Origin of the sequence: Oleispirillum naphthae, assembly GCA_027864655.1 — a bacterium.
Classification (GTDB): domain Bacteria; phylum Pseudomonadota; class Alphaproteobacteria; order Rhodospirillales; family Rhodospirillaceae; genus Oleispirillum; species Oleispirillum naphthae.
This window is the reverse complement of the sequence record JAQAZG010000001.1, coordinates 435,788-455,073: the sequence shown is the minus strand read 5'-3', so window position 1 is coordinate 455,073 and position 19,286 is coordinate 435,788. Positions and strand designations below refer to the sequence as shown.

At 68.9% G+C, this 19,286-nt stretch carries 21 protein-coding genes, 1 tRNA gene and 1 other RNA gene; 12 read left to right on the top strand and 11 right to left on the bottom strand.

What is annotated here, in order from left to right:
- Positions 1-20: 20 nt before the first annotated feature.
- From O7R11_RS02130 to gph, 6 genes are all read right to left on the bottom strand, one after another.
- Positions 21-968: a 3-hydroxyacyl-CoA dehydrogenase family protein gene (locus O7R11_RS02130; protein WP_337995819.1), complete on the bottom strand. Its 948-nt coding sequence runs from the start codon at positions 966-968 to the stop codon at positions 21-23.
- A gap of 15 nt (positions 969-983) precedes the next feature.
- Positions 984-1,820, bottom strand: a complete 837-nt coding sequence (locus tag O7R11_RS02125) for a beta-keto acid cleavage family enzyme (protein ID WP_337995818.1) — start codon at positions 1,818-1,820, stop codon at positions 984-986.
- 348 nt (positions 1,821-2,168) lie between these two features.
- Positions 2,169-2,957 carry a slipin family protein gene (locus O7R11_RS02120; RefSeq protein WP_337995817.1) on the bottom strand — a complete coding sequence of 263 codons (789 nt, stop codon included), beginning with the start codon at positions 2,955-2,957 and terminating at the stop codon, positions 2,169-2,171.
- A 105-nt stretch (positions 2,958-3,062) separates the two neighbouring features.
- Positions 3,063-4,484, bottom strand: a complete 1,422-nt coding sequence (locus tag O7R11_RS02115; protein ID WP_337995816.1) for an MFS transporter — start codon at positions 4,482-4,484, stop codon at positions 3,063-3,065.
- Positions 4,485-4,731: 247 nt separating this feature from the next.
- Positions 4,732-4,806, bottom strand: a tRNA-Val gene (locus tag O7R11_RS02110).
- A gap of 46 nt (positions 4,807-4,852) precedes the next feature.
- Entirely contained in the window at positions 4,853-5,575 is a 723-nt protein-coding gene (gph, locus tag O7R11_RS02105; protein ID WP_337995815.1) for a phosphoglycolate phosphatase, read from the bottom strand.
- Between the two features lie 170 nt (positions 5,576-5,745).
- Here gph and glmU point away from each other — a divergent pair, with 170 nt between their 5' ends.
- On the top strand, positions 5,746-7,104 hold the full coding sequence (glmU, locus tag O7R11_RS02100; protein WP_337995814.1) for a bifunctional UDP-N-acetylglucosamine diphosphorylase/glucosamine-1-phosphate N-acetyltransferase GlmU: 1,359 nt from the start codon (positions 5,746-5,748) through the stop codon (positions 7,102-7,104).
- 43 nt (positions 7,105-7,147) lie between these two features.
- Positions 7,148-8,971 (top strand): glutamine--fructose-6-phosphate transaminase (isomerizing), encoded by a 1,824-nt coding sequence (gene glmS, locus O7R11_RS02095; RefSeq protein ID WP_337995813.1) that lies wholly within the window; start codon positions 7,148-7,150, stop codon positions 8,969-8,971.
- Positions 8,972-9,145: 174 nt separating this feature from the next.
- Here the strand turns inward: glmS and O7R11_RS02090 are convergent, their stop codons facing one another.
- From O7R11_RS02090 to thiE, 4 genes are all read right to left on the bottom strand, one after another.
- Entirely contained in the window at positions 9,146-10,207 is a 1,062-nt protein-coding gene (locus tag O7R11_RS02090) for an AbrB family transcriptional regulator (protein ID WP_337995812.1), read from the bottom strand.
- Positions 10,208-10,283: 76 nt separating this feature from the next.
- On the bottom strand, positions 10,284-11,159 hold the full coding sequence (locus O7R11_RS02085) for a LysR family transcriptional regulator (protein ID WP_337995811.1): 876 nt from the start codon (positions 11,157-11,159) through the stop codon (positions 10,284-10,286).
- A gap of 84 nt (positions 11,160-11,243) precedes the next feature.
- Positions 11,244-11,516: a hypothetical protein gene (locus O7R11_RS02080; RefSeq protein WP_337995810.1), complete on the bottom strand. Its 273-nt coding sequence runs from the start codon at positions 11,514-11,516 to the stop codon at positions 11,244-11,246.
- A gap of 106 nt (positions 11,517-11,622) precedes the next feature.
- Positions 11,623-12,240 (bottom strand): thiamine phosphate synthase, encoded by a 618-nt coding sequence (gene thiE, locus O7R11_RS02075; RefSeq protein WP_337995809.1) that lies wholly within the window; start codon positions 12,238-12,240, stop codon positions 11,623-11,625.
- A 129-nt stretch (positions 12,241-12,369) separates the two neighbouring features.
- On the opposite strand from thiE, the gene O7R11_RS02070 reads away from it, so the two are divergent.
- Positions 12,370-13,146 carry an enoyl-CoA hydratase gene (locus O7R11_RS02070; RefSeq protein ID WP_337995808.1) on the top strand — a complete coding sequence of 259 codons (777 nt, stop codon included), beginning with the start codon at positions 12,370-12,372 and terminating at the stop codon, positions 13,144-13,146.
- Here O7R11_RS02070 and O7R11_RS02065 read toward each other — a convergent pair.
- Positions 13,133-13,585 carry a hypothetical protein gene (locus O7R11_RS02065; RefSeq protein ID WP_337995807.1) on the bottom strand — a complete coding sequence of 151 codons (453 nt, stop codon included), beginning with the start codon at positions 13,583-13,585 and terminating at the stop codon, positions 13,133-13,135. The genes O7R11_RS02070 and O7R11_RS02065 overlap by 14 nt on opposite strands.
- An 81-nt stretch (positions 13,586-13,666) precedes the next feature.
- Here O7R11_RS02065 and O7R11_RS02060 point away from each other — a divergent pair, with 81 nt between their 5' ends.
- From O7R11_RS02060 to ruvB, 9 genes are all read left to right on the top strand, one after another.
- Positions 13,667-13,918, top strand: coding sequence for a hypothetical protein (locus tag O7R11_RS02060; RefSeq protein ID WP_337995806.1), 252 nt, complete (start codon positions 13,667-13,669; stop codon positions 13,916-13,918).
- 4 nt (positions 13,919-13,922) lie between these two features.
- A complete protein-coding gene (locus O7R11_RS02055; protein WP_337995805.1) occupies positions 13,923-14,264 on the top strand; it encodes a cell division protein ZapA in 342 nt (113 codons plus the stop codon).
- A 13-nt stretch (positions 14,265-14,277) separates the two neighbouring features.
- Positions 14,278-14,435, top strand: a non-coding RNA gene (gene ssrS, locus O7R11_RS02050) — 6S RNA.
- 73 nt (positions 14,436-14,508) lie between these two features.
- Complete coding sequence (locus O7R11_RS02045) at positions 14,509-15,159, top strand: 5-formyltetrahydrofolate cyclo-ligase (protein ID WP_337995804.1); 651 nt, start codon at positions 14,509-14,511, stop codon at positions 15,157-15,159.
- Complete coding sequence (locus tag O7R11_RS02040) at positions 15,156-16,022, top strand: TIGR00282 family metallophosphoesterase (RefSeq protein ID WP_337995803.1); 867 nt, start codon at positions 15,156-15,158, stop codon at positions 16,020-16,022. Before O7R11_RS02045 ends, O7R11_RS02040 begins: the two co-directional genes overlap by 4 nt.
- 258 nt (positions 16,023-16,280) lie before the next feature.
- Positions 16,281-17,030, top strand: coding sequence for a YebC/PmpR family DNA-binding transcriptional regulator (locus O7R11_RS02035; protein ID WP_337995802.1), 750 nt, complete (start codon positions 16,281-16,283; stop codon positions 17,028-17,030).
- A gap of 35 nt (positions 17,031-17,065) precedes the next feature.
- A complete protein-coding gene (gene ruvC, locus O7R11_RS02030; protein ID WP_337995801.1) occupies positions 17,066-17,584 on the top strand; it encodes a crossover junction endodeoxyribonuclease RuvC in 519 nt (172 codons plus the stop codon).
- Positions 17,581-18,231 (top strand): Holliday junction branch migration protein RuvA, encoded by a 651-nt coding sequence (gene ruvA, locus O7R11_RS02025; RefSeq protein ID WP_337995800.1) that lies wholly within the window; start codon positions 17,581-17,583, stop codon positions 18,229-18,231. The genes ruvC and ruvA overlap by 4 nt, the downstream gene beginning before the upstream one ends.
- The gene (gene ruvB, locus O7R11_RS02020; RefSeq protein ID WP_337995799.1) at positions 18,228-19,286 is read left to right on the top strand and encodes a Holliday junction branch migration DNA helicase RuvB; all 1,059 of its coding nucleotides are present in this window, start codon (positions 18,228-18,230) and stop codon (positions 19,284-19,286) included. The genes ruvA and ruvB overlap by 4 nt, the downstream gene beginning before the upstream one ends.

The window sequence follows — 19,286 nt, the reverse complement described above, 5'->3', positions numbered from 1 at the left end:
CCTGTTGTCTGTTCCGGCGTCTATCGGCCGGATTTTACTTGCTTTTCCGCCACGTCCAGCAGGTAGTCGCGCAAGGCGTCGCGGGATGCCTGCTGCCTGTCGGCCGGCCAGTCCTGCAGACCCTTTCCGGTCTTGAAGCCGAGTTCGCCGGCGGCAACCTTGTCGAGCACCACGGGCGAGGTTTTATGGCTGTCGCAAAGGGCGGGCAGGATGTAGTCGTGAATGGCCCGGGTGAGGTCCAGTCCGACCATGTCCGCGTTTTCCAGCGGACCGAGAATGGGCAGGCGCATGCCGAAACTGAGGCGCACCGCCTCATCGACGGTGCGCGGGTCGGCGATGCCCTGCTCGACGATGGAGATCGCCTCCCGCCACAGGGCATGCTGCATCCGGTTGGCAATGAAGCCGGGCACGTCCTTGCGGCAGTGGACGGGGTGTTTCCCCACGCGGCGGAGCAGGTCCATGGTGAATTCCACGGTTGCCGGGGTGGTCTCTCCGGCCTGCACCACTTCGACCAGGGGGATGAGGTAGGGCGGGTTCCAGAAATGCGTGCCGACGATGCGTGCGCGATGCCGCGAGGTGGAGGCGATCTCGGTGATGCTCATCACCGAGGTGTTGCTGGCCAGAACCGCCTCCGGTTTGCTCATCGCGTCGAGGCGGCTGAAGATGTCCTGTTTGAGCGTCATGTTCTCGGGCACGGCCTCGACGATGAAATCCGCGCTTTTGGCCGCTTCCTCCAGGTGGAGGGTACAGGTTATGCGGGCGGGGGCGGCCTCGGCCTCGGCCTGCCCGATGATCCCTCTGGCGGCGAAGGCGCCGAGGTTGGCCTTGACGCCGGCGATGGCCTTGTCGAGGAAGTCCTGCCGGATGTCGTAGAGCGTCACGTCGTGGCCGTGCAGCGCGAAGACCTGCGCGATGCCATGCCCCATGAGCCCCGATCCGATGACCGAAATGCGTTCGAGCGTAGTCATTGTCGCCTCCCAGGTTCAGCGTTTCGCAACGCCGAGGATCGCCCGCGCCTCGTCCGGCGTGGCGAGGTCCTTGTCCAGTTCGCGGATGACGCGGCCCGCGCGTTCGACGAATTCCGCATTGGAAGCGGCAAGCCGGTCCTTGCCGTACATGACGTTGTCTTCCATGCCGACGCGCACGTGTCCGCCGAGGGCGAGCGCCGCGTAGAAGATCGGCATGTGGCCCCGGCCGATGCCGAATGCGGACCAGGTGGACTCCGCCGGAATCAGCCCCCTGAGGAAGACGAGGTTTTCCACCGTGGCGGCGATGCCGCCCGCGGCGCCGAGGACGAACTGGTAGTGCAGCGGCCCCTTGAGGAAGCCCTTCTTCTGATAATACAACGAGTTGTAGATCATGCCCGCGTCGAAGATCTCGATCTCCGGCTTGACGCCGTTGTCGTTCATGGCGGTGGCCAGCCGTTCGAGAAACGCGGGATGATTGATGAACAGGCTGTTGTGCATCCAGTTCATGCTGCCGCAGTCGTAGGAGGCGAGCTCCGGCTTCAGCGCGATGAAGTGCGCCATGCGGGTTTCGTCCGTGGCGTTGAGGTCCCCCGAGGTCGTCAGGTTGAGCACGATATCGCATCTTTCCCGGACCAGGCCGACCGTCTCCTTGAACCGCTCCGTGTCCATGGTGCCTTTGCCCTCGGCGTCGCGCATGTGCAGGTGCGCCACGGCGGCTCCCGCCTGCCAGCAGGCATAGACGTCGTCCGCTATCTCCTGCGGCGTCAGGGGGATGGCCGGGTTGTCCTTTTTGGAGGGCCAGGCTCCGGTCGGTGCTACGGTCACGATGACCTTTCTGCTGAGATCGCTCATGTTTTTCCTCTACGACATGGACTGTTCGCGTGTTTTTCGGGTTCCATCGCCACAACCATAGCAAACGCCAAGCCAACGCGTTTTTCCCGCGGATGGCGTAGCCATGGCAGGCGGAAAGCGCGGCATGTGCCGGGAAATGCAGGGAATATCGAAAGGGCGGAGCCCGGCGGACGATGCCGGGCCCGGGAATGGGGCGTGATGGCGACAGGGATATGTATTTAAAGACTACACTTTGTGTCTCTTAGGAAGACGATGTAGCCAAACGGAACGGTCTCTGCGCGCTTTGCCTGCGGGCATGGGCAAAAGCGGGCGGGCGGCCGCGGCGCGCCGTGCGCCGCGGCCGGTAGGTCAGGCGGCGGCGCCGGGCGGCGCGGCGCGCTTCTCCAGCAGGTCCAGCAGCGGCTTGAGGATGTCGATGGGCATCGGGAACACCACCGTGGAGTTCTGCTCGCTGGCGATTTCGCTCAGGGTCTGCAGGTAGCGCAACTGCATCGCCGAGGGGGTCGCGCCGAGGATGCGCGCCGCATCCACCAGTGTCTGGGAGGCCTGGAACTCCGCCTCCGCGTGGATCACCTTGGCGCGGCGGTCGCGCTCCGCCTCCGCCTGCTTGGCGATGGCGCGCACCATGCTTTCGGTCAGTTCGACGGTGCGGATTTCGACGTTGCTGACCGTAATCCCCCAGGTCTCGGTGTGGGAGTCCAGAATGCTCTGGACGTCGGCGTTGAGCTTCTTTCTCTCGGAGAGAATCTCATCCAGGTCGTGCTGCCCCAGCACCGCGCGCAGGGTGGTCTGCGCCAGCATGTTGGTGGCGGGCTGGTACTGCTGCACCTGGATGATCGCGCGCTCCGGATTGACCACCTTGAAATAGACCACGGCGTCCACCTTCATCGACACGTTGTCGCGCGAGATCACGTCCTGGCTGGGAATCTCGATCACGTGGACGCGCAGATCGACGCGCACGATGACCTGGATGAAGGGGATGAGCAACACCAGCCCTGGCCCCCGGATGCCGCGAAAGCGTCCGAGGGTGAAGACCACGGCCCGCTCGTATTCGCGGAGAATCTTCACGCTCAGGGCAAGCAGCCCGGCCACCGCCACGATGGCCGGAACGACGATGTACGCGGTTGAGAGCGGCATGGCAGGCTCCTTTCCGGGCGGCGGCGCGGGCGCGCCGTGCGCCCGCGCCGATGGCCCATCCCTGTCATATCGGTGCGCGCCGCCGCTATGGCAAAGGGGGAGGGGTCAGCGCGGCTTGCCGAACGGCAGGCGGGAGAGCGAGGTGATCGCCGCGAGGGTGGCGAAGCCGGTGCCGAGGAAGAGCGCGCCGTTCGCGCCCGCGAGCCCGGCCTGCCCCAGCATCAGCGCCACCAGGGCGGCGCCGATCGACTGCCCGGTGAGGCGCGCGGTGCCGAGCATGCCGCTGGCCGCGCCGCTGCGGTCCATCGGCGCGGCATCGAACATGGCGCGGTTGTTCGGCGCCTGGAACAGGCCGAAGCCTAAGCCGCACAGCGCCATGCGCCAGCAGATGTCCGGCAGGCTCGCCCCGGGCCCGATAAAGCCGAGCGCCGCCATGCCGAGGGCGAGCAGCGCGAGCCCGACGCCGCCGAGGATGGCGGGCGGATAGGCGTCGGACATCCGTCCGGCGAGCGGCGCGACCACCGCCACCGCGAGCGGCCAGGGCATCATCATCAGGCCCACCTGTTCCGGCGGATAGTGCAGGACCAGCTGGAACAGGAAGGGCAGCGCCACGAAGGCGAGAAGCTGCGTCGCGAAGGAGGCGATGGAGGTGCAGACCGCCAGCGTGAACGCCGGAATGCGCAGGAGGTCGAGCGGCAGCATCGGCCGGGCAGAGCTCCGCGCCCGCCGCACCAGGAAGACGAAGCAGGGCACGCAGGCGAGAATCTGCGCCGCGGTGGCGTACCACGGCAGATTGTGGCCGAAGCTGTCGATCGAGGTGACGATCAGCCCGATCGCCGCGGCGCTGAGGACGGCGCTCGGCCAGTCGAAGCGGTGCGTGGCGCGCTGGCTGTCGGGCAGGCTGGGGATGCCGAGGCCGACGGTGATGATCCCGAGCGGGATGTTGACGGCGAAGAGCCAGCGCCAGTCCACCACCGCCAGGGCGAAGCCCGCGAACGCCGGGCCGACGGTGGAGGCGACGGCGACGACCAGCGCATTGATGCCGACGGCGGCGCCGAACTTCTCGCGCGCCACGGTGTGGCGCAGCACGGCGATGTTCACGCTCATCATCCCCGCCGCGCCGAGGCCCTGGACGATCCGCGCGGCGGTGAGCTGGGCGAGGGACTCCGCCAGCACGCAGCCGACCGAGGCCACGGTGAACAGCGCGATGCCGGTCAGATAGACCACCCGGTAGCCGAAGATCTCGCCCAGGGCGGCGAGCGGCAGCAGCGTCATCACGATGGCGAGCTGGTATCCGTTGACGATCCAGATCGAGGCCGCGGCCCCGGCGTGGAAATGCGCGGCGATGGTCGGCAGCGCGACGTTGGCGATGGTGCCGTCGAGCACCGCGAGGCTCAGCCCCACGATGATCGTGGCCCAGGCGAAATAGCGGCGCGGCGCGGGCAGGCCGTGCCCCGCGGCGGCGGCGGCGCGAAGCTGGAGACGTCGTTTCTGAACGCAGGCGGCGGAAGGTTTCGGTGGAGACACGGGTACCTCGACTGATCGGTCGTTCCGGGCATCCGCCCCGGAACCGCGCTTCTGCGCGCGCAAACACCCCCCCTGTCTCCCCCAGGACTGCGCACGATAGCAGATTCCGGCAAAACCGGAAGAGCGACGATGCGGCACGTGCGCCGCCGCCCGGGCACGGCCTCCGGCACGCCCGCGGCGGCCCCCGGAAGCCGCCGGGGGAAACGGCAAAGGGGTCATCCGTTGCCGGATGACCCCTTGAAGCCGATGGTGGGCGCGACAGGGATTGAACCTGTGACCCCTGCCGTGTGAAGGCAGTGCTCTCCCGCTGAGCTACGCGCCCCCGTTCGCGGTGAGGGGCGATGTTTAGCCTTTCCCCGCGCGGCCTGTCAAGTGGCAATCGCCTCGGTTGCGGGCAGCATGGCGAGCGCGTGCGGCAGGGCGGCGAGGCCGTCGATCAGCGCCTCCGCGCCGAACTCCGCGGGTGGGATGCGGGTGTAGCCGTAACTCACCGCGACGGCGCGCATCCCGGCGCGGTGCGCGCCGTCCACGTCGTTGATCGAATCGCCCACCACCACCACCCGCTCGGGCGAAAGCTCCAGCCGGTCGGCGGCGTGCAGGAAGGGCTCGGGGTGCGGTTTCAGGTGCGGCGTGGTGTCGCCGCCGACGACGATGTCGAGCAGCGGCAGCAGGGTGAAATCGCGCAGCAGCGAGATCGCCGGGGTATAGGGCTTGTTGGTGACCACGCCGAGGCGGTAGCCCATTCCGGCAAGCCCGGCGAGAATTTCCGCGGTGTACGGGAAGAGCGCGCACCCGGCGGTGGGGTCGGCCTCGTAGTGGGCGGAAAACCGCGCGGTGAGGGCGCGCAGGCGCGCGTCGGAGTCCGGCGCGTCGCCGGTGGCGGCATAGGCGCGGGCGACCAGAACCTTGATGCCGTCGCCGACCATGGCGCGCACCTCGGCGTCGGAGACGGCGCGGCGGCCGTCCTCGCGCAGGACGGCGTTGAGGCTGCGGGCGAGCGCGGGCAGGCTGTCCACCAGCGTGCCGTCCAGGTCGAAGAGGATGGCGCCATAGCCGTTGGGGTCCGTCGCCGCGGCTGAGGTGTGGGGCATCTGGTGTCTCATGTCATTGGAACGAAAGGGTCTTGCAACGCATCGTAACATGGAGTGATTGGCCGAATCCGGTCAACTGTGCTGACATGTGGTGTCTCGCGGGGGAGTATGCTACAGACGTTCCGGCGTTTCGCCCCGGTGAAAATTTTCTCGCACAGGTGTTTTTTCCGATGTCCGAACCTTCCGTCGCCGCGGTCATCCTCGCCGCCGGGCTGGGCACCCGGATGAAGTCCGAGTTGCCGAAGGTGATGCACCCGGTCTGCGGCCGCCCGATGCTGGCCCATGTGCTGGCCCTGATGGATGAACTGGCGGTCGCCCGCCGCGTCGTCGTTTCCGGCCCCGATACCCCCGCAGTTGCGGCTCTGGCCGAGGCGTCCGGCGCGCAGGTGGCGGTGCAGGCGGAGCGCCTGGGCACCGCGCACGCGGTGCTGGCGGCCAAGGGCGCGCTCGCCGGGCATGGCGGGGACGTTCTCGTCGCCTTCGGCGACACGCCGCTGATCTCCGCCGAAACCGTGCGCCGCGCGCTCGATGCGCGGCGCTCCGCCGCCGATCCGGCGGTGGTGGTGCTCGGTTTCGACGCTGCCGATCCCGGGTCCTACGGCCGCCTCATCCTGGGGGCGGGGGGCGCGCTCGAGGCGATCGTCGAGGCCAAGGACGCAACCCCCGAACAGCGTGCGGTGACGCTCTGCAACTCCGGCGTCATGGTGCTCGACGGGCGCATCGCCTGGGACCTGCTTTCCGCGGTGGGCAACGCCAACGCCAAGGGCGAGTACTACCTCACCGACGCGGTCGCGCTGGCGCGCGCTGCGGGCCGCGCCTGCGCCGTGGTGGAGGGCGCGGAGGAGGAGTTCCTCGGCGTCAACACCCGCGCCGACCTCGCAGCGCTGGAGGCGACCGCCCAGACCCGCCTGCGCGCCAAGTGGCTGGCCGGGGGGGTGACGATGACCGACCCCACCACCGTCTATTTCAGCGCCGACACGCGGCTCGGCCGCGACGTCGTCATCGATCCCTTCGTGGTGTTCGGCCCCGGCGTTTCCATCGGCGACGACGTGACGATCAAAAGCTTCTGCCATTTCGAGAACGCGCAGGTGGCCGCGGGGGCGATCCTCGGGCCCTATGCGCGGCTGCGCCCCGGCGCGGAGATCGGGCCGGGCGCGCACATCGGCAACTTCGTCGAGATCAAGAAATCGCGCGTCGAGGAAGGGGCCAAGGTCAACCACCTCACCTACATCGGCGATGCGCGCGTCGGCGCGGGGGCCAACGTCGGCGCGGGCACCATCACCTGCAACTACGACGGCTTTACCAAGAGCTTCACCGATATCGGCGCGGGGGCGTTCATCGGCTCCAACACCTCTCTGGTGGCGCCGGTGACCGTGGGCGACGGCGCCATCGTCGGCGCGGGTTCGGTGGTCACCCACGAGGTTCCGGCGGACGCGTTGGCGGTCACCCGCGCGCCGCAGAAGACTTTGGCGGGCTGGGCCGCCCGCTTCCGCGCCAAGATGCGCGCGGCGAAGGCGAAGAAGAACTGAGACCAGACAACATCGGGCGAGAGAGCCCGGGGAGCGATCGGGCATGTGCGGTATCGTCGGAATTATCGGAAAGTCGGAAGTTGCGCCGTTCCTTCTGGACGGCTTGAAGCGCCTGGAGTACCGGGGCTACGACAGCGCGGGCATCGCCACGGTGACGGCAAAGGGCATCGACCGCCGCCGCGCCGAGGGCAAGATCGTCAATCTCGAAGCCGCGGTGGAAAAGCGGCCGATCCACGGCGCCACCGGCATCGGCCACACCCGCTGGGCGACCCACGGCGTGCCCAACGAGACCAACGCCCACCCGCATTCCGACGGCACCGTCGCCCTGGTCCACAACGGCATCATCGAGAACTTCCAGGAACTGCGGCGCCAACTCACCGCGCAGGGCCACGTTTTCGAATCCGAGACCGACACCGAAGTGGTGGTGCACCTCATCTCCGCCGGAATCTCCGCCGGAAAGACGCCGAAGCAGGCGACGCAGGACGCCCTACAGCGCCTCAAGGGCGCGTTCGCTCTGGCGATTCTGTTCACCGGCCACGACGGGTTGATCATCGGCGCGCGCAAGGGCTCGCCGCTCGCCATCGGCTACGGCGAGGGCGAGATGTTCCTCGGCTCCGACGCCCTGGCGCTTGCGCCGCTCACCCGCCGCATCTCCTACCTGGAGGACGGCGACTTCGTGGTGCTCGCCGCCGAGGGCGCGCAGATATTCAACCTCCTCGGCCAGCCGGTGGAGCGCGACATCCACATCACCCAGCTGTCCGGCGCGATGATCGGCAAGGGCGCCTACCGCCACTTCATGCTCAAGGAGATCTACGAGCAGGCGACGGTGATCGGCGACACCCTCAACAGCCACTTCAACCCGGTGGAGCGCACCCTCACCCTGCCGCCCATGCCCTTCGACCTCTCGGCGGTGGAGCGCGTCACCCTGGTCGCCTGCGGCACCTCCTATTACGCCGCGATGGTCGGCAAATACTGGATCGAGCGCTTCGCGCGGGTGCCGGTGGACCTGGATATCGCCTCGGAGTTCCGCTATCGCGGCTCGCCGGTGGAAAAGGGCGGGCTCTCGGTGTTCATCTCCCAGTCCGGCGAGACTGCGGATACGCTGGCGGCGCTGCGCTTCTGCCGCGACGCGGAGATGCATACGGTGGCCATCGTCAACGCGCCGGAAAGCACCATGGCGCGCGAAGCGGACGCGGTGCTGCCGACCCTGGCCGGGCCGGAAATCGGCGTCGCCTCGACCAAGGCGTTCACCACCCAGCTGATCGTGCTCGCCTGCCTCGCCATCGTGCTCGGCAAGGAGAAGGGGGCGCTCGACCGCGACGGCGAGGCGGCGCTCTCCAAGGCGCTCACCGAAATCCCCGCCTACGCCACCGAGGTGCTGAAGAGCGACGACCACATCCGCAGCATCGCCCAGACCATGCTCGACGTCGCCGACGTGTTCTACCTCGGCCGCGGCACCGCCTATCCCATCGCCCTGGAAGGGGCGCTCAAGCTCAAGGAAATCAGCTACATCCACGCCGAGGGCTTCGCCGCCGGCGAGATGAAGCACGGCCCGATCGCGATGATCGACGAGACCGTGCCGGTGGTGGTGGTGGCCCCGCCGGACGAACTCTTCGAAAAGACCGCCTCCAACGTCGAGGAGGTGATCGCCCGCGGCGGCCGCGTCGTCTTCATCGGCGACGCCGACGGCGTGGCGCAGTTCAAGGGCAAGGCTTTCGCCACCATCACCATGCCCACGGTCAAGACCTTCGCCGCGCCGATCCTCTACGCCATCCCGGTGCAGCTGCTCGCCTACCACATCGCCGCCCTCAAGGGCACCGACGTGGACCAGCCGCGCAACCTGGCGAAAAGCGTGACCGTGGAATAAAAACCGGGCCGGGAGGCCCCTTGACCCCATAAACTTGTCTTTGCCGCGAAGCGGCAGACAACGCCTTTGCGGCAATCGCAACAGGTGGATGGCGCTTCGCGCAAAAACCATCAAAGTTATGGGGAGCGCGAGGGGACCGAGTCCCCTCGCAAAGTTTTTGTTTTTTCCGGGGGCTTACCCCGGCTTGTGGCCCATCGACTTGGCGAGGCGGCGCGCCATGATCGGCGCGACGACGACGACGACGATCAGGCGCACCGTTTGGAACGCGAGCACGAAGCCGAGGTCCACGTTCGTCGAGGCGGCGATGATGGCGATCGAATCCGCGCCGCCGGGGCTGGTGGCGAGGTATGCGGTGAGCATGTCGATGCCGAGCACCCGGGTCAGCAGCCAGCCGATTCCCGCGCAGAAGATCATCAGGCCGATGATCGAGCTCATCATGTGCGGCAGCTTGGCCGCCACCGTCCTCATGATCTCGGCGGTGAAGCGCAGCCCCACCGTCCAGCCGATCATCGCATAGGCGAACAGCAGCAGGGGCTGCGGCAGGACCAGGTCGAGCAGGCCTAGGCTGCGCAGCACCGCGCCGATGATGAGCGGGATGAGAAGCGAGCCGGAGGGTATCTTCACCACGCGGCTGAGGATGACGCCGCCGACGATGAGGGCGAGAGTCTCGGCGAAGGGCCGCAGTTCCGGCACGGCGAACCAGCCGGGGCCGGACGGATGCGGCGCGGCGGCCCCGGCCGAGATATGGGCGATGACGGCGGCGGAGAGCGCGACGCAGAGCACCCGCATGTATTGCATGAAGGCGACGATGCGGACGTCGGCTCCGAACTCCTCGGCCATCACCACCATGGCGGAGGCCGCGCCCGGCGAGTTGCCCCAGATTCCGGAGGTGCCGGGCAGCATCCGCCAGCGGCTCATCGCCCAGCCGACCACGCCGCTGGCGATGACGGTGCTGAGCACCACGCTGAGGAAGAGCATCCAGTTGCCGAGGAAGGTTTTGAGGATGTCCGGCGTGACGGCGCCCGCCATCATCGCGCCGATCACCGCCTGGGCGAGGATGTAGACGCGTCCGGGCACTTTGAGCTTTGCCCCGTTCAGGGCGACGATGATGCCGGAGGCCATGGCGCCGAGCAGGAGCGCGCCGGGCAGGTCGATGATTTTGAGAATCACGGTGACCGCGACGCTCATAAGCAACAGGGCGGCCCATTGGCCGCGCGGACCGAACTTTGCAAGCATGAAACCGGACAATCACAGAAGGAAAGCCCGCACAAGGTAGGCCGACCGGACGCGCCTGCCAAGGCCCGGCGTGCGTTCATCCCCACTGATGCCGCCGCGCCAGAGAGACGAACGCCCGCAGGGCGGGAGAATGCCGCCGTCCGGAAACGGTGGCGAGCACCACGTTGCGGCTGATCTCCGGCTCCACCAGGGGGCGGGTTGCGATGCCCGGCAGCATCGGCAGGAATTCGGGGATCACCGAGCAGCCCAGGCCCGCGAGGATCATCGCCTGGATCCAGTCCTCGCGCTCGGTCTCGTAACAGATGCGGGACTCGGCGGCGGGGTCGGGGATGCCGAGCGCGTCGAAGTGTTCGGGGTACTCGCAGTTGACGCGGGAGAGGTAGTCCTCGTGGTTCAACTCGGCGAGCGGCACCACGTCCATCGCCTCGAAGCGGTGCCCGGGGCGGAAGGCCACCACATAGGCCTCGCGGAACAGCGGCAGGGTGTCGAAGCGCTCGGGCAGGTGCGGCAGGGCGAGCAGCGCGGCGTCCAGATCCCCCGCCAGCAGCATGGCGGAAAGCTCGCGCCCCGGCGCGTCGTGGATGTTGAGGACGGCCGAGGGCACCAGGGCGCGGAAGCGCTTGAGAAAGTCGATCAGCCGCGCCGGGCCGATGGTGCACATCGCGCCGATGCGCAGGTTGGCCTTTTCCAGGTCGTGGAAGCTGCGCGCCTCGACGCGCGCCGCCTCGCTCGCCTCGTAGATCGCCTCGAGGTGCGGCCGGGTGAGGCGGCCGAGATCGGTGAGGTGGGTGAGGCCGCGCTCGCGGACGAACAGCGGGCCGCCCAGTTCCTCCTCCAGCTTCCGGATCGCCTTGGTGAGGGAGGGCTGCGCGACGTTGCAGGCCTCGGCGGCCTTGGTGAAGTTCAAGGTCTCGCACAACGCCACGAAGTAGCGGACCTGATGCATCTCCATCGGGAACGTCCCAACCGGTTGCCGTTCCTCAAGAAATGGGGGCGCGCGGCGGCCCGGCAAGAGCCGCCGCGGCGCGGGGCGGGGTTACTTCTTCATCATCGCCGGACCGCGCGCATTTCCGGCCGGTCCCTGCATGGCGTTGCCGGGCTTGGTCATCGTGTCGCCCGGCTTGGTCATCGTGTCGCCGGAGGTCGTCATCTTGTCGTCCGGCTTGGTCATCGCGCCGGCGGGCTTCATCGCCTCGCCGGAGGACATCATCGCGCCTTCGGACTTGGGCTTCATCTCGGCGGCCGAGGCCACGGCAAGCGGCGCGGCGGCGATGGCGGCGATCAGGGCAAGGGTGTGGAACGTGCGCATGAGGCTGTCTCCTCGCGGGGGTTGACCTGAGAATCAGTCTCAATCAACGCCGCCGCACGGGGAAATACCGATGCGCTATGGTTTCCATAGCCGGGGAGGGCGGGGCTCAGAACAGGCGGTTGAACGCCGCCACCGCCGCCGCCGGACCCTCCGGATGCGCCCACACGGCGCTGCTCACCGCGAGGAAGTCCGCCCCCGCTTCCACCAGCGGCGCGGCGTTGTCCACGGTGATGCCGCCGATGGCGACGCAGGGCACGGTGAACAGTTCCGACCACCAGACCAGGATCTCCGGCTCGGCGGTGGATTTCGGAATCTTCGTCGGCGTCGGATAGAACGCGCCGAAGGCGACATAGTCCGCGCCCTGTTCGCCCGCGGTCATCGCGAGGTGGCGGGAATCGTGGCAGGTGATGCCGACGATGGCATCCGCGCCGACGATCTTCCGCGCCTCGGCGTAGGGGGTGTCCTCTTGCCCCACGTGCACGCCGTCGCAGCCGAGTTCGTGGGCCAGGTCCGGGCGGTCGTTGATCAGGAACGCCACGCCGCGCTCCTGCGCGAGGGGCCGCAACAGGTCGCAGGCGCGGCGCACCGTGTCGTCGTCCACGTCCTTGAGGCGCAACTGCACGCAGGCGACGTCGCCCGCGTCCAACGCCGCGGCGAACGCCCGGGCGAAGGCGGCGGGGTCGGGCAGGGCGGGCGGGGTGATCAGGTAGAGGCGGCAGGGCATGGCGTCGGGTTTCCGGAAAAAGGGTTTATCCCCGGACGCTAGAGCAAATTCCGCGCGGAGGGAAGGGTTCGGCTTTGCGTGCGCCGCCGCGCCGCCGCATCATGGGGCATCGTCATCGGAGGAACCGCCATGCCGTATCAATACCTGAACGTCGAGACCAAGGGGCCGGTGGGGGTGATCGCGCTCGACCGCCCGGACGCCCTCAACGCCCTCTGCACCCCGCTGATCAAGGAACTGGAGGCCGCGCTCGCCGCCTTCGACGCCGACGACGCGGTCGGCGCGGTGGTGCTCACCGGCGGGGAGAGGGCCTTCGCCGCCGGGGCGGACATCAAGGAAATGGCGGGCAAGACCTATGCGGACTGCGTGCGCGAGAACTTCATCACCGACGGGTGGGAGGCGGCGTCGCACCTGCGCAAGCCCCTGATCGCCGCGGTGGCGGGCTATGCGCTGGGCGGCGGCTGCGAACTGGCGATGATGGCGGATTTCATCATCGCCGCGGAGACCGCGAAGTTCGGCCAGCCGGAGATCACCATCGGCGTCATCCCCGGCGCGGGCGGCACCCAGCGCCTCGCCCGCGCGGTGGGCAAGGCGAAGGCGATGGACATGGTGCTGACCGGGCGGACGATCGATGCGCACGAGGCGGAGCGCATCGGCCTGGCGGCGCGGGTGGTGCCCGCCGACGCGCTGCTCGACGAGGCGCTGGCCGCGGCGGCGCGCATCGCCGGGATGGGGCGGCTCGCCGCGCTGGCGGCGAAGGCGGCGGTGAACGCGGCGTTCGAGACGACGCTGGCCGAGGGCCTGCGCTTCGAGCGGCAGAGCTTCCACGCGCTGTTCTCCACCGCGGATCAGAAAGAGGGGATGGCCGCCTTCGCCGAGAAGCGCAAGCCCGCCTTCACAGGCCGTTGAGCCACGCGGCTGCGGCGGCGGAAAGCGCCGCGGGGTTGGGCCGCGCCACCGGCGGCGGAAAGCGCCAGTGCGGCGGCCCCGGCGGGCCGAGCAGCAGGGTAGAGCCCTGCGCCGCGGCGATTTCGGCAAGCGCCGCGGCGACGCGGGGCGGGGCGTCCGCCTCCGGGTCGAAGCGCAGGGCGGGCAGGGCGAGGCGCAGCCCCGCCTGCGCCAGTCCGGCGGACCCGCCGCAGTGGAACACCACCGGCCCGGGCGGAACCGCGCCTTCCGCCGCGCAGGCGTCGAGGAAGGCGCGCATCCACGCCGGCCCCAGAACTTCCGCCATGTCCGCCGGGGTTTCCACCTGCACGGCGCGGCCGCACGCCGCGGCGGCGGCGAAGGCGGCAAGCGCCTGGGCGCGGTCGTTGGCGATCAGAACCGGTAAGTCACGGAAAGTCACGTTGCTTGAATACCTGCGATTGACGTCAAGGGGTTCCGGAATTATCCTTAAGTCCGCTTCACGGAATACGGCGATAATACATTGAAACCATTCGCGGTATATAAACTTTCTCGTATCGAAGCGGCGCTGCGCCGCCTCGACGCCGCGGTGGCATCCCTGGAGAGCGCCGCCGAGCCGTGCCCGGCGGGGGATATCCCCGTCCTCGGGGCGGACGACGGGGCGGAAACCGCCCGCCTGCGCGACCGTTGCGACGCCCTGGAAGCGGCGGCGCAGCAGGCCTCGGAGGGTATCGGAGACACCATGGCGCGGCTCAAGCGCCTGCTGGAAGGATAACCCCGTGGCCCAGGTCACGCTGACCATCGCCGGACACCAGTATCACATTTCCTGCGACGATGGGCAGGAGGCGCAGATCGGCCGCCTCGGGCGCTACCTCGACCAGCGCGGGCGCGAACTCACCGCCGCGATAGGGCCGATCCAGGAAAATCTGCTGCTCGCCATGGTCGGCCTTCTCATCGCCGACGAACTGGCCGAGACCTACGGCGAGCTCGAGGAACTGCGTGCCGCCTCGGGTTTCGGCGGGGCGGAAACCAAGGCTGCGGCGGAAGCCGTGGCGGTGGACGCCATCGAAGCCCTCTCCACGCGAATCGAAACGATTGCCGAACGGCTGCGGGGTGCTTAAGTTAAGGGTAAGGCGGGTGCTGTGCGATGCGTTAGGTCCGCGACATCACTGGGGCCAACGTTGATAGTAAGGGAGCCGTCCCTGACCTGACCGTGGTCTGGTCACATGGCGCCCACTTTGTTGGAGCGGCCCTTGTGGATTCCACACACCGACGGTCGTAACGGCCCCGCTGCTTCCCTGCCGACCGTCCGATAACCGGCGCCGCCCATCGGGGGCGGCGCACGCACGAGGGGGTGCGTTGGTCATGCTGATGCCGTCTGTTGTGGGCGAGTCCGTGGCCGCGACGAAGCGGGCCCTGCGCGGCAACGCCAAGTTCCTGCGCGGCCGTATCGACGCCGTGGACCGCCGCCACGCGGCGGAAAGCGTGGTGCGCCATGCGGCGACCGTGCCTCTGCTCGCGGTGCCGCCGGAAAACGGCGTGATCGCCGCCTACTATCCCATCGGCGGCGAACTCGACACGCGGCTTCTGGTGGACTGGCTGCGCCAGGTCGGCTGGCGCATCGCGCTGCCGGTGGTGGAGACCATCGACGCGCCGCTGATCTTCCGCGAGTGGGCCGCCGACGCGGTGCTGGAGCGCGGCCCCTTCGAGACGCGGCATCCCCCGGCCGACGCGCCGCGCTGCGTTCCCCACGTGATCCTCATGCCGCTTTTGGCCTTCGACGCCGACGGTTACCGCCTCGGCTACGGCGGCGGCTATTACGACCGCACCCTGGCGGCCCTGGCGGAGGCGGGCTACCGCGTTTCCGCCCTGGGCACCGCCTTCGCGGTGCAGGAGATCGAGATGGTGCCCCATGAGTCCTGGGACCGCCGCCTCGACATGGTGTTGACCGAGCGGGGCGTCCTGCCCCTGCGCGACGGGCTGCGCGCCCATCGGAAGAGCGGCGAGTTTTCATGAGAATTCTGTTTCTGGGTGACATCGTCGGGCGCAGCGGACGCTCCGCCGCGCTCGACGCCTTGCCGGGTTTGCGGCGCGACTTGAAGCTGGATTTCGTGGTGGTGAACGGCGAGAACGCGGCGCACGGCTTCGGCATCACGCCGAAGATCTGCACCGACTTCTACGAGGCGGGAGCGGATGCGCTGACCACCGGCAACCACGTCTGGGACCAGAGGGAACTGATTTCCTACATCGACGGCGACGCGCGGCTGGTCCGCCCCGCCAACTTCCCCAAGGGCACGCCGGGGCGCGGCGCGGCGGAGATTTCGCTGCCCGACGGGCGCAAGGTGCTGGTGGTGCAGGTGATGGGCAGGCTCTTCCTCGAGCCGCTGGACGATCCCTTCCAGGCGCTGGAGGACATCCTGTCGCGCTACCGCCTGGGGGCCACCATCGCGGCGATCGTCGTGGACGTGCACGCCGAGGCGACCAGCGAGAAGATGGCGCTCGGCCACGCGTTCGACGGGCGGGTCTCCCTGGTGGTCGGCTCGCACAGCCATGTGCCCACGGCGGATGCCCAGGTGCTGCCGGGCGGCACCGCCTACCTCACCGATGCGGGCATGTGCGGCGACTACGATTCGGTGATCGGCATGGGCAAGGACGTGGCGATCTCCCGCTTCACCCGCCGCGTGCCGGGCGACCGGCTGACCCCGGCGGACGGCGAGGCGACGCTGTGCGGCGTCTTCGTCGAAACCGACGACCGCTCCGGACGGGCGCTCTCGGTCGCGCCGTTGCGCATCGGCGGCCGGCTGCGGCAGGCGTTCCCCGAGGGTTGGCGGAACACAAAAGCTTTCCGGGGGGACTCGGTCCCCCCGTACCCCCCATGACTTTGGTTTCTTGCGCGTAGCGCCATAAGCCTGCGGTGGTTGCGACCGAAGTGCCGTCTGCCGCTGCGCCGCGAAAAAAGTCATGAGGGGCGCGGGGAGACCAAGTCTCCCCGCAAAGTTTTTGTTTTTTTGCAGCCTCGTTCCCCACCCGCTTTGGGGGTTGCGTTTTGCGGGCGGCTGATCGGATAATGCCGCGCGCATTTCACGGGCGCCGCCGTCAGGGGATGGCGGCGCGTTTCCACGTACCACAGGTTATCCATGGCCGGTCATTCCCAGTTCAAGAATATCATGCACCGCAAGGGTGCGCAGGATGCCCAGCGCGCCAGGCTGTTCACCAAGCTCGCACGCGAGATCACGGTTTCCGCCAAGTGCGGTCTGCCCACTCCGGACTCCAACCCGCGCCTGCGCGCGGCGATCGCCGCGGCGAAGGCGCAGAGCATGCCCAAGGACAACATCGAGCGGGCGATCAAGCGCGCCCTGCCGGGCGGCGACGATACCAACTACGTCGAAGTGCGCTACGAGGGGCGCGGCCCCGGCGGCGTGGCGCTGATCGTCGAGGGTCTCACCGACAACCGCAACCGCACCGCTTCGGAAGTCCGCTCCACCTTCAACAAGCTGGGCGGCCAGATGGGCGAAACCAACTCGGTGGCCTTCAACTTCGAACGCATCGGCCTGATCCAGTATCCGCCGACCGCGGCGGATGCCGACGCGATGTTCGAGGCGGCGCTGGATGCGGGGGCGGCGGATGTGGTTTCCTCCGAAGACGGCCACGACGTGATCACCGGCCCGGACGACCTGCACACCGTCAAGGACGTGCTGGAAAAGGCCTTCGGCGAGCCCGCGGTGGCGCGCCTGGATTGGAAGCCCACCACCACCGTGGACCTCGACGAGGAGACCGCCGCGGCGGTGATGCGTCTGGTCGATGCGCTGGACGACAGCGACGACGTGCAGCGGGTTTCCGGCAACTACGAAATCTCGGACGAGGTGGCGGCGCGCCTGGGACTCTGAAGGTCCGCCGCCATGGGTGCCGTGGAGCGATACGCATGCGGTTGATCGGACTGGACCCGGGGTTGCAAGTCACCGGCTGGGGCATCATCGAGGCCGAGGGCAACCGTCTGTCCTATGTCGGTTGCGGCGTGGTGACCTCCGAGGCGAGGCTCTCCCTGGCCGAGCGCCTGACCATGCTGCATGCGGGGATTCTCGACGTGCTGAAGCGCTACGCCCCCGACGAGGCGGCGGTCGAGGAAACCTTCGTCAACCGCAACCCCACCTCGACCCTGAAGCTCGGCCAGGCGCGCGGCGTAGTGATGCTCGCGCCCGCGCTCATGGGCCTTCCGGTGGCGGAGTACCCGCCCAATCTGATCAAGAAGACCGTGGTCGGCACCGGCCATGCGGCGAAGCCGCAGGTCGGGCTGATGGTGCGCGCGCTGCTGCCCGGGGCCGACCCGCAGGCCGCCGACGCCGCCGACGCCCTGGCGGTGGCGATCTGTCATGCGCGCTACCGCGCCTCCGGCCAGACCCTGGAACAGGCGATCCGCCGCGCGGAAGGCGGGCGGCGATGATCGCACGTCTGAAGGGGCGCATCGAGGCTCTCGACACCGACACCGCGATCATCGATGTGGGAGGCGTCGGTTATCTGGTGTTCTGCCCGGCGCGCACGCTCGCGCGCCTCGCCATCGGCTCCGCCGCCGCGCTGTGGGTGGAAACCGTGGTGCGCGAGGATGCGATCCTGCTCTACGGCTTCCTCGACGCGGAGGAGAAGACCTGGTTCCGCCGCCTCACCACGGTGCAGGGGGTGGGGGCCAAGGTGGCGCTCGGCCTGCTCTCGGTGCTCGCCCCGGATGCGCTGATGCGCGCCATCGCGGCGGGCGACAAGGCGGCGCTGGGGCGCGCCTCCGGCGTCGGGCCGAAGCTTGCGGCGCGCATTCTGTCCGAACTCAAGGACAAGGTGGGCGGCTTCATCGCGCCGCTGCCCGCGGGCGTGGCCGCGCCGTCGCGCGCCGCCGCAGCCGCCGACCCGCGCGCCGCCCTGGCGGAGGATGCGGTGTCCGCCCTGGTCAACCTCGGCTATGCGCCGAGCGACGCCTTCGGCGTGGTCGCGGCGGTGATCTCCGCGGCGGGCGAAACCCTGCCGGGGGTGGAAACGGTGATCGCCCGCGCCCTCAAGGAATTCGCGCGGATGGGCAGCCTGGGGGGTGAGCGGCGATGAGCGGCTGGGACGACAGCGAGGATCGGGTGGTCTCCGCCGCGGCGCAGCCGGAGGATGCGGACGTCACCTTGCGTCCGCGCAGCCTCGCCGACTTCCTCGGCCAGCCGGAGGCCTGCGACAACCTCGCGGTTTTCGTCGCCGCGGCGCGCACCCGCGGCGACTCCCTCGACCACGTGCTGCTGCACGGCCCGCCCGGCCTGGGCAAGACCACGCTGGCGCAGATCGTCGCGCACGAACTCGGGGTGGGCTTCCGCGCCACCTCGGGGCCGATGATCGCCAAGGCGGGCGACCTCGCCGCGATCCTGACCAATCTCGAGGCGCGGGACGTTCTCTTCATCGACGAGATCCACCGCCTTTCCCCCGCCATCGAGGAAGTGCTGTATTCCGCCATGGAGGACTTCCAGCTCGACCTGATCATCGGCGAGGGCCCTGCGGCGCGCTCGGTGCGCATCGACCTGCAACCCTTCACCCTGGTCGGCGCGACGACGCGCGCCGGGCTTTTGACCACGCCCTTGCGCGACCGCTTCGGCATTCCGTTGCGGCTGCGTTTCTATTCCACCGAGGACCTGACGCGCATCGTGCTGCGCGGCGCGGCCAAGCTCGGCCTGCCGATGACCGACGACGGCGCGGTGGAGATCGCCCGGCGCTCCCGCGGCACGCCGCGCGTCGCGGGCCGCCTGCTGCGCCGGGTGCGCGACTTCGTCACGGTGGCGGGGACGGGGCGGGTGGACAAGGCGTCGGCGGACGGCGCGCTCAATCGGCTGGAAGTCGATGGCCTCGGACTTGACAGCCAGGACCGGCGGTATTTGCTATGTATCGTCGAGTCCTATGGCGGCGGGCCGGTGGGGATCGAGACCCTGGCCGCCGCCCTGGCGGAAGAACGCGACACCCTGGAGGAAGTCATCGAACCGTTCCTGATGCAGCAAGGCATGGTGCAGCGCACGCCGCGCGGGCGCGTGCTTTCGGCCAAGGGGTATCGCCACTTGGGCCTCGCCGCGCCGCCGCGCGGGCCGGAACAGTTGGGCCTCCTCGACGAACCCGGCGAGGCGGACTGA

What these genes read in the sequence shown, in the direction of transcription:
- O7R11_RS02035 (WP_337995802.1), top strand. Translation starts at nt 16,281, where the DNA reads ATGGCCGGTCATTCCCAGTTCAAGAATATCATGCACCGCAAGGGTGCG.
- thiE (WP_337995809.1), bottom strand. Translation starts at nt 12,240, where the DNA reads ATGCCCTGCCGCCTCTACCTGATCACCCCGCCCGCCCTGCCCGACCCC.
- gph (WP_337995815.1), bottom strand. Translation starts at nt 5,575, where the DNA reads ATGCCCCACACCTCAGCCGCGGCGACGGACCCCAACGGCTATGGCGCC.
- ruvC (WP_337995801.1), top strand. Translation starts at nt 17,066, where the DNA reads ATGCGGTTGATCGGACTGGACCCGGGGTTGCAAGTCACCGGCTGGGGC.
- O7R11_RS02045 (WP_337995804.1), top strand. Translation starts at nt 14,509, where the DNA reads ATGCTGATGCCGTCTGTTGTGGGCGAGTCCGTGGCCGCGACGAAGCGG.
- O7R11_RS02040 (WP_337995803.1), top strand. Translation starts at nt 15,156, where the DNA reads ATGAGAATTCTGTTTCTGGGTGACATCGTCGGGCGCAGCGGACGCTCC.
- ruvB (WP_337995799.1), top strand. Translation starts at nt 18,228, where the DNA reads ATGAGCGGCTGGGACGACAGCGAGGATCGGGTGGTCTCCGCCGCGGCG.
- O7R11_RS02130 (WP_337995819.1), bottom strand. Translation starts at nt 968, where the DNA reads ATGACTACGCTCGAACGCATTTCGGTCATCGGATCGGGGCTCATGGGG.
- ruvA (WP_337995800.1), top strand. Translation starts at nt 17,581, where the DNA reads ATGATCGCACGTCTGAAGGGGCGCATCGAGGCTCTCGACACCGACACC.
- O7R11_RS02085 (WP_337995811.1), bottom strand. Translation starts at nt 11,159, where the DNA reads ATGGAGATGCATCAGGTCCGCTACTTCGTGGCGTTGTGCGAGACCTTG.
- O7R11_RS02125 (WP_337995818.1), bottom strand. Translation starts at nt 1,820, where the DNA reads ATGAGCGATCTCAGCAGAAAGGTCATCGTGACCGTAGCACCGACCGGA.
- O7R11_RS02070 (WP_337995808.1), top strand. Translation starts at nt 12,370, where the DNA reads ATGCCGTATCAATACCTGAACGTCGAGACCAAGGGGCCGGTGGGGGTG.
- glmS (WP_337995813.1), top strand. Translation starts at nt 7,148, where the DNA reads ATGTGCGGTATCGTCGGAATTATCGGAAAGTCGGAAGTTGCGCCGTTC.
- O7R11_RS02120 (WP_337995817.1), bottom strand. Translation starts at nt 2,957, where the DNA reads ATGCCGCTCTCAACCGCGTACATCGTCGTTCCGGCCATCGTGGCGGTG.
- O7R11_RS02080 (WP_337995810.1), bottom strand. Translation starts at nt 11,516, where the DNA reads ATGCGCACGTTCCACACCCTTGCCCTGATCGCCGCCATCGCCGCCGCG.
- glmU (WP_337995814.1), top strand. Translation starts at nt 5,746, where the DNA reads ATGTCCGAACCTTCCGTCGCCGCGGTCATCCTCGCCGCCGGGCTGGGC.
- O7R11_RS02090 (WP_337995812.1), bottom strand. Translation starts at nt 10,207, where the DNA reads ATGCTTGCAAAGTTCGGTCCGCGCGGCCAATGGGCCGCCCTGTTGCTT.